This window comes from Streptomyces sp. NPDC026417, from assembly GCF_055567695.1.
Window position 1 is genome coordinate 363,562 of record NZ_JBVHPY010000006.1, and the last position, 12,663, is coordinate 376,224.

The 12,663-nt window shown below is 70.9% G+C and carries 15 protein-coding genes; 10 read left to right on the forward strand and 5 right to left on the reverse strand.

Features of this window, described 5'->3' with window-relative positions; all coding sequences use genetic code 11:
* Positions 1-7: 7 nt before the first annotated feature.
* Both ACZ4NT_RS12880 and ACZ4NT_RS12885 read right to left on the reverse strand, forming a co-directional pair.
* Positions 8-775, reverse strand: coding sequence for a VOC family protein (locus tag ACZ4NT_RS12880; RefSeq protein WP_467725177.1), 768 nt, complete (start codon positions 773-775; stop codon positions 8-10).
* A gap of 102 nt (positions 776-877) precedes the next feature.
* The gene (locus tag ACZ4NT_RS12885) at positions 878-1,270 is read right to left on the reverse strand and encodes a VOC family protein (protein ID WP_121408378.1); all 393 of its coding nucleotides are present in this window, start codon (positions 1,268-1,270) and stop codon (positions 878-880) included.
* Between the two features lie 247 nt (positions 1,271-1,517).
* On the opposite strand from ACZ4NT_RS12885, the gene ACZ4NT_RS12890 reads away from it, so the two are divergent.
* The gene (locus ACZ4NT_RS12890; RefSeq protein WP_121408377.1) at positions 1,518-2,057 is read left to right on the forward strand and encodes a GNAT family N-acetyltransferase; all 540 of its coding nucleotides are present in this window, start codon (positions 1,518-1,520) and stop codon (positions 2,055-2,057) included.
* Between the two features lie 3 nt (positions 2,058-2,060).
* Here ACZ4NT_RS12890 and ACZ4NT_RS12895 read toward each other — a convergent pair whose 3' ends face one another.
* The gene (locus tag ACZ4NT_RS12895; RefSeq protein WP_121408376.1) at positions 2,061-2,744 is read right to left on the reverse strand and encodes a glycerophosphodiester phosphodiesterase family protein; all 684 of its coding nucleotides are present in this window, start codon (positions 2,742-2,744) and stop codon (positions 2,061-2,063) included.
* A gap of 440 nt (positions 2,745-3,184) precedes the next feature.
* Here ACZ4NT_RS12895 and ACZ4NT_RS12900 point away from each other — a divergent pair, with 440 nt between their 5' ends.
* The 5 genes from ACZ4NT_RS12900 to ACZ4NT_RS12920 all read left to right on the forward strand — a co-directional run bounded on the left by ACZ4NT_RS12900 (position 3,185) and on the right by ACZ4NT_RS12920 (position 7,835).
* Positions 3,185-4,582 (forward strand): DUF6421 family protein, encoded by a 1,398-nt coding sequence (locus ACZ4NT_RS12900; RefSeq protein ID WP_467725181.1) that lies wholly within the window; start codon positions 3,185-3,187, stop codon positions 4,580-4,582.
* 35 nt (positions 4,583-4,617) lie between these two features.
* The gene (locus tag ACZ4NT_RS12905) at positions 4,618-5,376 is read left to right on the forward strand and encodes an SDR family NAD(P)-dependent oxidoreductase (protein WP_183117198.1); all 759 of its coding nucleotides are present in this window, start codon (positions 4,618-4,620) and stop codon (positions 5,374-5,376) included.
* On the forward strand, positions 5,373-6,443 hold the full coding sequence (locus ACZ4NT_RS12910) for a threonine aldolase family protein (RefSeq protein WP_121408373.1): 1,071 nt from the start codon (positions 5,373-5,375) through the stop codon (positions 6,441-6,443). Before ACZ4NT_RS12905 ends, ACZ4NT_RS12910 begins: the two co-directional genes overlap by 4 nt.
* A gap of 92 nt (positions 6,444-6,535) precedes the next feature.
* Entirely contained in the window at positions 6,536-7,129 is a 594-nt protein-coding gene (locus ACZ4NT_RS12915) for a transglutaminase-like domain-containing protein (RefSeq protein ID WP_121408372.1), read from the forward strand.
* Between the two features lie 13 nt (positions 7,130-7,142).
* Positions 7,143-7,835: a B3/B4 domain-containing protein gene (locus ACZ4NT_RS12920; protein ID WP_467725184.1), complete on the forward strand. Its 693-nt coding sequence runs from the start codon at positions 7,143-7,145 to the stop codon at positions 7,833-7,835.
* A gap of 41 nt (positions 7,836-7,876) precedes the next feature.
* Here ACZ4NT_RS12920 and ACZ4NT_RS12925 read toward each other — a convergent pair whose 3' ends face one another.
* Together ACZ4NT_RS12925 and ACZ4NT_RS12930 are read right to left on the reverse strand one after the other, a co-directional pair.
* On the reverse strand, positions 7,877-8,605 hold the full coding sequence (locus ACZ4NT_RS12925; RefSeq protein WP_121408370.1) for a lysophospholipid acyltransferase family protein: 729 nt from the start codon (positions 8,603-8,605) through the stop codon (positions 7,877-7,879).
* Between the two features lie 186 nt (positions 8,606-8,791).
* Positions 8,792-9,199 carry a DUF4395 domain-containing protein gene (locus tag ACZ4NT_RS12930; RefSeq protein WP_121408369.1) on the reverse strand — a complete coding sequence of 136 codons (408 nt, stop codon included), beginning with the start codon at positions 9,197-9,199 and terminating at the stop codon, positions 8,792-8,794.
* Positions 9,200-9,274: 75 nt separating this feature from the next.
* Between ACZ4NT_RS12930 and ACZ4NT_RS12935 the strand changes: the two genes are divergently transcribed.
* The 4 genes from ACZ4NT_RS12935 (at position 9,275) to ACZ4NT_RS12950 (ending at position 12,523) form a co-directional block, all read left to right on the forward strand.
* Positions 9,275-9,688, forward strand: coding sequence for a thioredoxin family protein (locus ACZ4NT_RS12935; protein ID WP_467725186.1), 414 nt, complete (start codon positions 9,275-9,277; stop codon positions 9,686-9,688).
* Positions 9,689-9,927: 239 nt separating this feature from the next.
* Entirely contained in the window at positions 9,928-10,437 is a 510-nt protein-coding gene (locus ACZ4NT_RS12940; protein WP_121408367.1) for a flavin reductase family protein, read from the forward strand.
* Between the two features lie 256 nt (positions 10,438-10,693).
* Complete coding sequence (locus tag ACZ4NT_RS12945; RefSeq protein ID WP_121408366.1) at positions 10,694-11,479, forward strand: electron transfer flavoprotein subunit beta/FixA family protein; 786 nt, start codon at positions 10,694-10,696, stop codon at positions 11,477-11,479.
* Positions 11,480-11,560: 81 nt separating this feature from the next.
* Positions 11,561-12,523, forward strand: a complete 963-nt coding sequence (locus ACZ4NT_RS12950; protein ID WP_467725188.1) for an electron transfer flavoprotein subunit alpha/FixB family protein — start codon at positions 11,561-11,563, stop codon at positions 12,521-12,523.
* The last annotated feature ends 140 nt before the right edge of the window (positions 12,524-12,663 follow it).

The window sequence follows — 12,663 nt, forward strand, 5'->3', positions numbered from 1 at the left end:
CGACCCCTCAGGCCTGGTCCCCGCCCGCCGGGCAGATGCCGAAGACCGCGCCCTGCGGGTCCTTCAGCAGGGCGATGCGCGGCCCGTCCGGCACGGACGTCGGCTCCATGAGCATGCTGCCGCCCGCCGCGACGGCCGCGTCCGCCCGCAGGTCCACGTCCTCGACGGCGAAGTAGGGCAGCCAGTGCGGCGGCACCTCGGGCGGGAACGTGCCGTCCATCGTCAGCATGCCGCCGAAGTCGGCGCCGCCGAGACCCCACTGCGTGTACTGCTCCGAGGCGTTGACGCTCCATCCGAAGAGCGTGGTGTAGAAGGCCGTCGCCTGTTCGGGCGTGCGGGTCAGCAGCTCGACCCAGGCCAGGGACCCGGGTGCGTCGAACAGTCCGGCGCCCGGGAAGGCCCGCGGCTGCCACAGCTGGAAGGCCGCACCGGCCGGGTCGAGGGCGACCGCGAACCGGCCCATGTCGAAGACGTCCATGGGGCCGTGCACGACGGTGCCGCCCGCAGCCCGTACGGCATCCGCCGTGGCATCCACGTCGGGCGCCGAGAACGAGACGTTCCAGGCGACCGGCTGCGCCTCCCCGTACAGCGGGGAGATCGCCGCGACGGCCGCGTCACCGAGGTGCGCGACCGTGTAGCCGCCCGCCTCCTCGCGCGGATCCGTCTCCGGGCGCCAGCCGAACAACTCGGCGTAGAACCGCTTGGCCGCCTCCGGATCACTGGTCCCGAGCTCGGTCCAGCAGGGACCGCCGGGCACGGTGTTGGCGAGCTGCATGGCGCTTCCTTCCACCAGGACGGCTGTCCCCAGCACGCTAGGGCCTGGCCGCGGCCGGGGCCATCCGGTGGGCCGGCACGGACCCCGCGGGGCCGGTCGGCGTCAGATGCCGGGGCGGTACCGCAAGGGATGGTCGGCCGGGATCTCCACGATCACGATCTCGGTCCCGTCGGGGTCGGCGACCCACATCTCGATCAGTCCCCAGGGCTCCTTCACCGGCGGACGCACGATGTCGACGCCCGCGGCGGTGAGCTCCGTGTGCGCCGACGCCGCGTCGGCGACCTGGAGCCACAGCTTGAGGGCGGGGGACGGCGGGGTGTCGGAGCGCCCCGCGACCTCCAGGAAGCCCCCGCCGAGGAAGTAGACCGTGCCCCGCTCGGGGCCCGTGCCGAACTCGCGGTGTACGGCGAGGCCCAGCTGCTCTCCGTAGAAGCGGCGGGAGCGCTCGGGGTCGGTGGGACGCAGAAGGGTCCGGCTGCTCAGTACATGCACCATGCACCCGCAGCCTAGGCGGTGTCCGCACGGCCGCGCCTGCCCCACGACTCCCGGACGCACTCCCGCCGCACCGGGCGGACACCCGGGGCGGGCCGGTACGCGGGCCTCCGCTTGGCACTCCGAGAACACGCACCGGAGGCCGCGGGGGCCCGCCCTCCGGGTGAGCGGCGCGACCGTGCGGACACCGCCCGGGCGAGGGTTACTCTCGTCGGTGCCCGAGCCGCGCCACCGATCGGAGAACCGCTCCATGGACACGACCGCCGACGGACTGACCTTCCGCGACGCCACCGATGCCGACGTCGACGCCCTGGTCGTGCTGATCGAGTCCGCCTACCGCGGGGACACCAGCAGGACCGGATGGACCACCGAGGCCGACATCCTGGACGGGCAGCGGACCGACCCCGAGGGCGTGCTCGCCGTGATCAAGTCGCCGGACAGCCGGCTGCTCACCGTGGAGCGCGACGGCACGGTGGTCGCCTGCTGCCAGCTCGAACACCGAGGCGCGCACGCCTACTTCGGCATGTTCGCGGTGAACCCTGCCCTCCAGGGCGCCGGCCTCGGCAAGGTGATCATCGCCGAGGCGGAGCGGCACGCGCGCGAGGCCTGGGGCGCCGAGGAGATGCACATGACGGTGATCTCGGTGCGCGACGACCTCATCGCCTGGTACGAGCGGCGCGGGTACCGCCGTACGGGCAGGATGACGCCCTTCCCGTACGGCGACGAGCGCTTCGGCATTCCCCGCCGCGACGACCTGCAGTTCGAGCTGCTGGTCAAGCCGCTGCCGTGACGTTCATGCAGTGAAGCGGCCGGTGCGCTTGATCTCCGGGTAGTCGGTCGTCGCGCCGTCCAGTTCCAGGGCCCGCACGAGCCGCAGGTGGTCCTGGGTGTTCACCACCCAGCCGATGATCCGCAGGTCCGCCTTCCGCGCTCGTTCGACGACCTCCAGGGTCAGCCGGCGGATGTTGAGCACCAGGGTCGAGGCGCCCACGGCGGTGGCGCGGTCGACGACGTCGACCCCGAAGCGGCTGGCGACCAGGGCGGTGCGGACGCCCGGCACGAGCCGGGCGATCTCGGCGATCGCCTCGTCGTGGAAGGACAGCACCTCGACCCGTGCGACGAGGTCCCTCCGGTGCATGACCTCCGCCAGCGCCCGCGCCGCCGCCACGTCCTTGATCTCGGCCTGCAGCGGCGCCTTGACGGCGTCCAGCACCTCCTCGAACACCGGGACGCGCTCGCCCTGCCCGGCGTCCAGCGCCCGCAGCTCGGCGAGCGTCTTCTCGGCGATCGGGCCCGTGCCGTCGGTCGTGCGGTCCACGTCGGCGTCGTGCATGACGACCAGGGCGCCGTCCTTGCTCAGATGCAGATCGAGTTCAATCAGGTCGAGGCCCGCTTGCTGGGCGGCGACGAAGGAACGCAGGGTGTTCTCGGGTTCGACACCCATCACTCCGCGATGACCGATGGTGAGGAAGTTCAAGGTTCAACTCGCTTCCGTCGACGGCGGCTCGGCTCCGGCGTGGAGTCCGACGGGGCGTCCACGCGGCAAGGCCGCAGCCTAACGGCCCTTGCGGTGCGTTGTACCCGCTCGTACGCCGGGCAATGGGGGCCTTGCGCAGGGCTGAACCGCACCGCGGCACCGGACCGGGTCACCCTGGGGTGGGCGAGTCACCGGCGGGTTGACCACCGTCGTCGGCCCTGCCCCTCGTGGGGCTCGGTGACGACTTTCCGGAGTGTCTTCAGGATCCGCGCCACACTCGGCGTCATAGCGCGGAAGTCACCGCCTGCACGGTGTCCGACAGGAAAAAGAGCGGTGAAGACGGGGGTCGCACAGGATAATTTGCCGGGTCTCCACTTGTGGGAAGGAACCTCGAATGCATACGGTGTCCATACGCGAGGTTCTCCCGTGGAGGATGGGTCATGACGGAAATTCTTGTGCAGGTGGGTACGGAGGAACGGATTCCTCCCCTGACCAGGGTGGTGGAGCACCCGGCTTGGCCTGTGCTCAAGGATGCCGTGGAGCAGATACGGCCGTGGCAGGCCAAGGACGGGTCCATCGACTTCGAGGCCGAGGGGGCCCCTGACGCCTCCGACGCCGAGCTGGCCGTCCACCGTGTCATCGACGCGGTGAAGCAGCTCGCCCCGCTGGTGCCGCACGACGCCGAGTACCACGAGGCCCTGGTCAAGGACCTGCAGCGCTGGGCGGACGACGGCTTCAAGGTGCCGGACTTCCTCGACTCGCTGCTGGCCTTCCAGCCGGCGGCCCATCGCGAGGACGGCCTCCAGCACCTCGTGCTCTTCCCCATGTACACGCAGAACGGCAACCCGGACCGCAACTTCGAAGCGGTCGTGCTGCGCATGGTCTGGCCCGACTGGCTGGCCGAGCTGGAGCGCACGCGCTACGACAACCCGCTGTTCTGCGGCATCACCTTCGAGGACTTCACCGCGGGGTACGACACCAACTCCGCCGTGCTCTTCCCGGAGACCATCGCCGTGCGCGAGGCACCCGAGCGCTTCACCTGGGGCGGCATCTTCTGCGACCGTGAGGCGGCCCGCTTCCGCGCGGTCACCGACGCGGCGGTCGGCATCCTCGGCCTGGACCTGCCCGAGGACATCGCGGCCATGGTCCACGACCAGAAGCGCTGCGAGGAGGCCTTCGTCCTGTGGGACATGGTCCACGACCGCACCCACAGCCACGGCGACCTGCCCTTCGACCCGTTCATGATCAAGCAGCGGCAGCCGTTCTGGATGTACGGCCTGGAGGAGCTGCGCTGCGACCTCACCGCCTTCAAGGAGGCCGTGAAGCTGGAGGCCGACGGCGTCCCGCAGGCCCGTGACGTGCAGTACGCCGTCCTCTTCGACCGCATGTTCCGCTTCCCGGTCACCGGTGAGCGCGTGCGCAACTACGACGGCCTCGGCGGCCAGCTGCTCTTCGCCTACCTGCACAAGCACGACGTCGTCCGCTGGACGGACAACAAGCTGCACATCGACTGGCAGCGCGCCCCGCAGGTCACCAACCAGCTCTGCGCCGAGATCGAGGACCTCTACCGGGCGGGCATCGACCGTCCGAAGCTGGTGCACTGGTTCGCCGCGTACGACCTGGTCTCCCGGTTCCTTGCCCCGCACCCCGGTTCGCGCTGGGCCAAGGGCCCCGACGCCCTGGACCTGAGCCTGCCGCCGCGCAAGCTCGTCGACGACGTGCTCCCGGACGAGTTTCCGCTGAGCATGTTCTACGAGGCGCTTGCGAAGAAGCTGAAGAACGTGATCGCCTCGACCAAGGGCATCACCGCGGAGAACGCCGGGCGGATCGCCGCGTGAGCGCCCGCGCCGAGGACGCTCAGGAGGCGAAGACGATGGCCCAGGGGAACGGCAACGGAGCACTCGCGGGCGCGGTGATCGCGGTGGCGGGCGCCGGAGGACCGGCCGGGCGGGCCGCACTGCTGCGGCTCGCCGAGGCGGGCGCCGTCGTCGTCGGCTCGGACGCCGACCCGCAGCGCCTCGCCGAGGCCGTGGACGCCGCGCGCTACGCGCACGGCGGTGCCACCGTCGTCGGCGACACGGTCGACCTGCTCGACCTCAAGGCGACCCGTGACTGGGCCGACCGCATCGAGAAGGACTTCGGCCGCGTGGACGGGCTGGTCCACCTGGTGGGCGGCTGGCGCGGCAGCGCCTCGTTCGCCGAGACCGACCTCGCGGACTGGGACCTGCTGGAGAAGCTGCTGATCCGCACGGTCCAGCACACCTCGCTCGCCTTCTTCGACGGGCTCCAGCGCAGCGACCGCGGACGGTACCTGCTCATCAGTGCCGCCGGCGCCTCCAAGCCCACCGCGGGCAACGCCGCCTACTCCGCGTCGAAGGCCGCGGCCGAGGCCTGGACGCTGGCCATGGCCGACGCCTTCCGCAAGGCGGGGGGCGAGGACGGCCCGCGCTCCGCGGCTGCGATCCTGGTGGTGAAGGCACTGGTGCACGACGCCATGCGCGCCGAGCGACCCAACGCGAAGTTCGCGGGCTTCACGGACGTCACGGAGCTGGCCGAGGCCATCGCCGGCGTCTGGGAGAGGTCCGCCGGTGAAGTGAACGGAAACCGTCTGTGGCTGACCGAGAAGCCGTGAACCCTCCGAAGACCGATGCCCGGCGTCACCACGACCCGGACGTCCGCGGCTTCGCCAGCGACAACTACGCGGGGGCCCACCCCGAAGTGCTCGCCGCCCTGGCCCTGGCCAACGGCGGGCACCAGGTCGCGTACGGCGAGGACGACTACACGGCCAACCTCCAGCGGATCATCCGCAGCCATTTCGGCGCCGGAGCCGAGGCGTTCCCGGTCTTCAACGGCACGGGCGCCAACGTGGTGGCGCTCCAGGCGGTCACCGACCGCTGGGGCGCGGTGATCTGCGCGGAGAGCGCGCACATCAACGTGGACGAGGGCGGCGCCCCCGAGCGCATGGGCGGCCTCAAGCTGCTCACCGTACCCACGCCGGACGGCAAGCTCACGCCCGAGCTGATCGACCGGCAGGCGTACGGCTGGGACGACGAGCACCGGGCGATGCCGCAGGTCGTCTCCATCACCCAGAACACCGAACTCGGCACCCTCTACACGCCCGAGGAGATCCGGGCGATCTGCGAGCACGCGCACGCCCACGGGATGCGGGTCCATCTCGACGGTGCCCGGATAGCCAACGCGGCCGCCGCGCTGGACGTCCCGATGCGGGCGTTCACCAACGCGGTCGGCGTGGACCTCCTGTCGCTGGGCGGCACGAAGAACGGCGCGCTGTTCGGCGAGGCCGTCGTCGTCCTCAACCACGACGCGGTCCGCCACATGAAGCACCTGCGCAAGCTGTCCATGCAGCTGGCCTCCAAGATGCGGTTCGTCTCCGTGCAGTTGGAGGCGCTGCTGGCCAAGGACCTGTGGCTGCGCAACGCCCGGCACGCCAACGAGATGGCCCAGCGGCTGGCCGAGGGCGTCCGCGCCGTCCACGGCGTGGAGATCCTCCACCCGGTGCAGGCCAATGCGGTCTTCGCACGCCTGCCGCACGACGTCAGCGAGCGGCTGCAGAAGCGCTACCGCTTCTACTTCTGGGACGAGGCCGCCGGTGACGTGCGCTGGATGTGCGCCTTCGACACGACGGAGGACGACGTGGACGGGTTCGTGGCGGCACTGAAGGAAGAGATGGCGCGCTAGATCTCGAACCGCGGGATCACGATGTGCATAGATATACGGTCGACCGAAAAGTCATTGACTCTCGGTCGACCGTATTCCTATGCTCTGCCGGCATGGAGCTGATCCAGCAGACCCCCGACCTGTCCGCCTATCTGGCCGCCGACGAGGTCATCGACCATCATCACCCCGTGGTGCGCGACGTGGCTTCCCGGCTCGCGCGGGAGGTGGCAGACTCGTATGCCTATGCGCGAGCCGCCTACGAATTCGTGCGCGACACCATTCCGCACTCGCAGGACGCCGGAGATCCGCGCGTCACCTGGCGCGCCTCCGACGTGCTGGAGCGGCGCACCGGGATATGCCACGCCAAGGCGCACGCGCTGACGGCATTGCTGCGGGCCGAGGACATTCCCACCGCGCTCTGCTATCAGTCCCTGCTGCACGACGACGGGAGCGGACGCTGTGTGCACGGTCTGGTCGCCGTGCGCTTCCGCGGGTCCTGGCACCGTCAGGACTGCCGCGGGAACAAGCCCGGGGTCGACGCCGAGTTCTCCCTCGACGGCGAGCGGCTGGCCTGGATCCCGGATCCGGAGTCCAATGAGGTGGACTATCCAGTACTGTACGCTGCACCTCATCCGGAGGTGCTGGCGGCCCTCAAGGGTGCCCGGGACCGCCCGCACCTGTGGAAGACACTCCCCACCGCACTCTGACGCAAGGCAGACGATGACTCTCACCCTCACCGTGTCCGACGAGGTCCGCGCACTCGCGCCCGGCTTCACCCACGTGGCGATCGAGGCGGACGGGCTCGTCAACGGACCGAGCACGGACGGGACTTCGGCGCTCCTCGACGACGCGGCACGTCGTCTCGCCGCACGGCTGGCAGGCCGCGCCCCGCACGAGGACCCGCACATGGCGGCCTGGCGGGAGACCTACACGGCATTCGGCTCCAAGCCCTCCCGCACGCGCAACTCGGCCGAGGCGCTGGCGAAAAGGGCGCTGTCGGACGCCGGCCTGCCCCGCATCAACCTGCTCGTCGACGTCTACAACGCGATCAGCGTCGCTCACCTGATCCCGGTGGGCGGCGAGGACACCGACCGCATCGAGGGCGGGATGCGGCTCGTGCGCGCCACGGGCGACGAGGAGTTCCTGACGTCCGCGGGCGGGGAAGAGGTGGTCGAGCACCCGGACGCGGGCGAGGTGGTGTGGCGCGACGAGGCGGGCGTGACCTGCCGCCGCTGGAACTGGCGCCAGGGGCCGCGCACCAGGCTCACCGAGGCGTCCACCTCCGCGGTCTTCCTGCTGGAGGGCCTGGCGCCGATGCCGGTGGCCGACGTCGAGCGGGCCGGTGCCGAACTCGCCGGTCTCCTGGAGAAGTTCAGCCCCGGGGCGCGGGTCACCGTCCACGCCCCGGTCTGAGGAGTAACCGGCGCGCGTCCACGCCCCGGCCCGGAATGTGCTCAGCGTGCCTCGGCGGCCCGCACCTCTTCGGGGGTCGGTGCCGTGCCGCCGAGGTGCGCGGGCATCCACCAGGTGTCGTCCGGGCCCTTGGGGCGGACGGGATAGGCGCGCTGCGCCGCCTCCAGGAGTTCCTGCACCCGTCCGCGCAGCCGGCGCGTGATGGCGCCCGCGTACTGGTCGCTCGGGGCCTCGACCGGCTCACCGACGCGGATCGTGATCGGGATGTGGCTCCGCTTGAAGTTGCGCGGGTGTCCCTTGGTCCACAGGCGCTGGGTGCCCCACAGCGCCATCGGGATCAGCGGGACGCCGGCCTCCTGCGCCAGGCGGGCCGCGCCCGACTTGAAGCTCTTCAGCGTGAACGACGGGGAGATGGTGGCCTCGGGGAAGACGCCGACGATCTCGCCGGAGCGCAGCGAGTCCAGCGCGTGCGAGTACGCCTGCTCGCCCTGCTTGCGGTCCACCGGGATGTGCTTCATGCCGCGCATCAGCGGGCCGGAGATCTTGTGGCGGAACACCGACTCCTTCGCCATGAAGCGCACCAGGCGCTTCTGGGGGAGCGCGGCCATGCCGTCGAAGATGAAGTCGAGATAGCTGATGTGATTGCTCACCAGCACGGCGCCGCCCGAGCGCGGAATGTTCTCCGATCCCTTGCAGTCGATTTTGAGGTCCCAGGCCTTGAACAGCGTGAGGGCGAGACCGACGACGGGACGGTAGACAAGCTCTGCCATGGACGGGGTGGACCCTTCTCTCTGCCTGGGAAAGGGGGCTCCCGGCGGGAAAGTTACGCAGCCGTAGGTTTACGGCATTGCGCAGATCGTGCCCCAAGAACGGACGGGGGGCCAGTCCTGGTGCCGGAGAAGGGCGAGATCCTCGTCACGTCGACCCGTGATCGACCTCGGGGTTTTCCCGGGGCTTTACCCCGCGCGCACCGTCAGACGACGTACGAGCAGGTACATCTCGCAGCCCAGGCAGTATCCGAAGACCGCGTTGAGGAAGGCCGCGGCGAGTGCGGCCGCGGTCGCCGCCATGCCGAGCCACTGCGGGCCCGCCGCGTAACCCACCAGTCCCACAAGGGCGAAGGCGAGCCCGACCACCTGTGCGAACCGCGGGGGCTCCGGCGGTTCGAACTCCGCCGGCGGCCCGATCCGGGGTCGTACCGCCGTGCGGAACAGCCACCCGTACGGCGAGCGCCCCGCCGCGCCCAGGGCGAAGACCAGGGTCTGCCAGGCCAGCAGCCAGGCGCTGTTGGTGATCAGGACGGCCGCCAGGACGACGGTCGTCACGGCCGCTCCGAACCGCGGCCCTCTCACATCGATGTCCATGAATCAAGCATTCCGCATGGGGCAGGATCCGTGGAGCCGGGAATCTTTGCGGTCTCGTGAACGCTGTCGCCGAGGATGACCGGACTTGTGGTGTGCGTGGTGGTGCTCGCGGCGGCGAGCGCCTATGGAGTGCTGCATCGGCGGCGGAGCGGGAGAGTCGGAGTGCGCGGGCGTGACGGCGGGAAGCGGCTCGGCCCGGCCGAGTTGGGGGAGGCGCTGGGCGAACGGGCCACGCTCGTCCAGTTCTCCAGCGCTTTTTGCGCGCCCTGCCGGGCGACTCGCCGGGTGCTCGCCGAGGTGGCCGGACTGGTTCCGGGCGTGTCCCATGTCGAGATCGACGCCGAGCACCATCTGGACCTGGTGCGGGAACTGGCGATCCTGAAGACGCCCACGGTGCTGGTCCTCGACGCGGACGGGCGGGTCGTGCGCCGGGCGACCGGGCAGCCCCGCAAGGCGGACGTGATCGCCGCGCTCGGGGAGGCCGTCTGACCCGTGGTGATCTTCGTGAGGGATCTCCCAGAACGCGGGACGCGCTTGACTGCACCCGCCACCTATCGTCAGCCTGACCGTATGCCCCGGGAACTCCTTCTCTTCGCGCGCGTCCACGTGGACCTGGCCCGCACCGCGAGTGCGCGCTGTCCGGGCCGTTGAGCAGCCACGGACCCGCCCCCGATCGCGGCATCACCCGAGCGGGGGGCCCACGTCACCTCGCGAAGAAGGACCACTCCATGACGGCCACACCCGGTCTCGGCACCGCCCGGCTCGCCTCTCCCGACCTCCTGCGCTCCGTCTTCCGGCAGCACGCGGCCGGAGTCGCCGTGATCACGGCCCGAGGTGAAGCGGGTCCCGTCGGCTTCACGGCCACCTCGCTGACCTCCGTCTCCGCCGATCCGCCGCTCGTCTCCTTCGGCATCGGCACCGGCGCGTCCAGCTGGCCCGCGGTGTCCGCGTCGGACCACGTCGGCGTCCACATACTCGGCGAGCACCAGCAGGAGCTGGCCGGCACCTTCGCCCGCAGCGGCGCCGACCGGTTCGGGGCGCCCACCCGCTGGCGCGAGGGGCCCGAGGGCGTCCCCCTCCTGGACGGCGTCCTCGCCTGGCTGGTGTGCCGGGTGGTCGCCCGCGTGCCGGCCGGCGACCACCGCATCGTCCTGGCCGAGGTATCCCTGGGCGAGCCCTCGGGCGCGGGCCGCCCGCTGCTCTACCACCAGGGGCGCTTCAACGGTCTGCGTGACTAGGGGGTGCTCCCGACGAGACCCCCGAGGACGGATCGAGGTCCCCGGGTGTGGCCGATGCCACAGGCTCCGCAGTTGATTACGCAGCGTTGTCAAGGTCACAGTTCAAAGCGCTTGCTTAGTGGGCAAGCGATAGGTGTACTGACGAGTAATATTTCGTTCGGAGCGCGGGTCGCCCCGACCGGGATCGGCCGCTTCAGGCGCCTATGCTGCCTGCAAGAAGGCAGCCCAGAAATGACGATGCAGTAGGAGAGCCGGCGTGAGCTTGAGGATCGTTGTCACTGTGAAGTACGTGCCCGACGCCACTGGCGACCGGCACTTCGCCGATGACCTGACGGTGGACCGCGACGACGTGGACGGTCTGCTCTCGGAGCTCGACGAGTACGCGGTGGAGCAGGCGCTGCAGATCGCCGAGGACGCCGACGACGCCGAGATCACCGTGCTGACCATCGGCCCCGAGGACGCCAAGGACGCGCTGCGCAAGGCGCTGTCCATGGGTGCTGACAAGGCCATCCACGTCGAGGACGACGACCTGCACGGCACCGACGCCATCGGCACCTCCCTGGTGCTGGCCAAGGCGATCGAGAAGGCCGGCTTCGACCTCGTGGTCTCCGGCATGGCGTCCACCGACGGCACGATGGGTGTCGTTCCCGCGCTGCTCGCCGAGCGTCTGGGCGTGCCGCAGGTGACGCTGCTCTCCGAGGTCTCCGTCGAGGACGGCGTGGTCAAGGGCCGCCGGGACGGCGACGCCGCCTCCGAGCAGCTGGAGGCCTCGCTTCCCGCGGTCGTGTCGGTCACCGACCAGTCGGGCGAGGCGCGTTACCCGTCCTTCAAGGGCATCATGGCCGCCAAGAAGAAGCCGGTGGAGTCCTGGGACCTGGAGGACCTGGAGATCGAGGCCGACGAGGTCGGTCTCGGCGGTTCCTGGACCAAGGTCGACTCCGCTGCCGAGCGTCCGGCGCGCACCGCCGGCACGATCGTCAAGGACGAGGGCGAGGGCGGCAAGCAGCTGGCCGAGTTCCTCGCGGGCCAGAAGTTCATCTAGGCCCGCCAGATTCGCCCGGGGTCCGGCCCGTCGGACCCCCACCGCCCCCTGACACTTCGTAAGCAGGAGAGAAGAAGTCCCATGGCTGAAGTTCTCGTCTACGTCGACCACGTGGACGGCGCCGTCCGCAAGCCCACCCTGGAGCTGCTGACGCTGGCCCGCCGCATCGGCGAGCCCGTCGCCGTCGCCCTCGGTGCCGGTGCCGACAACACCGCGGCCGCTCTCGCCGAGCACGGCGCGGTCAAGGTCCTCACGGCCGACGCCTCCGAGTTCGCCGACTACCTGGTCGTGCCGAAGGTGGACGCGCTCCAGGCCGCGTACGAGGCCGTCTCCCCGGCCGCCGTGCTGCTGCCGTCCTCCGCCGAGGCCAAGGAGATCGCGGCCCGCCTCGCGGTCCGCATCGGCTCCGGCATCATCACCGACGCCGTCGACCTCGAGGCCGGCGACGAGGGTCCGGTGGCCACGCAGTCCGCGTTCGCCGCCTCCTTCACCACCAAGTCCCGTGTCTCCAAGGGCACCCCGGTCATCACGGTCAAGCCGAACTCGGCTCCCGTGGAGGCCGCCCCGGCCGCGGGCACCGTCGAGGCCCTGACGGTCTCCTTCTCCGAGAAGGCCACCGGCACCAAGGTCACCTCGCGCACCCCGCGCGAGTCGACCGGGCGCCCGGAGCTGACCGAGGCCGCGATCGTGGTCTCCGGCGGCCGCGGTGTCAACGGTGCCGAGAACTTCTCGATCATCGAGAGCCTCGCCGACTCGCTCGGTGCCGCCGTGGGCGCCTCGCGCGCCGCGGTCGACGCCGGCTGGTACCCGCACTCCAACCAGGTCGGCCAGACCGGCAAGTCCGTCTCGCCGCAGCTGTACGTCGCCTCCGGCATCTCCGGTGCGATCCAGCACCGCGCCGGTATGCAGACCTCGAAGACCATCGTGGCCATCAACAAGGACGCCGAGGCCCCGATCTTCGACCTCGTCGACTACGGCGTGGTCGGCGACCTCTTCGACGTCGTCCCCCAGCTCACCGAGGAGATCAACACCCGCAAGGGCTGATCCTCCACACCGGAGGCGCGCCCGCGAGGGCCGCTCCTCCCTCTCCTTCCGGGGGGGGGGGGGGGGGGGGGGGGGGGGGGAGAGGGGGGGGGTGGGGGGGGGGGGGGGGGGGGGGGGGGGGGGGGGGGGGGGGGGGTGAG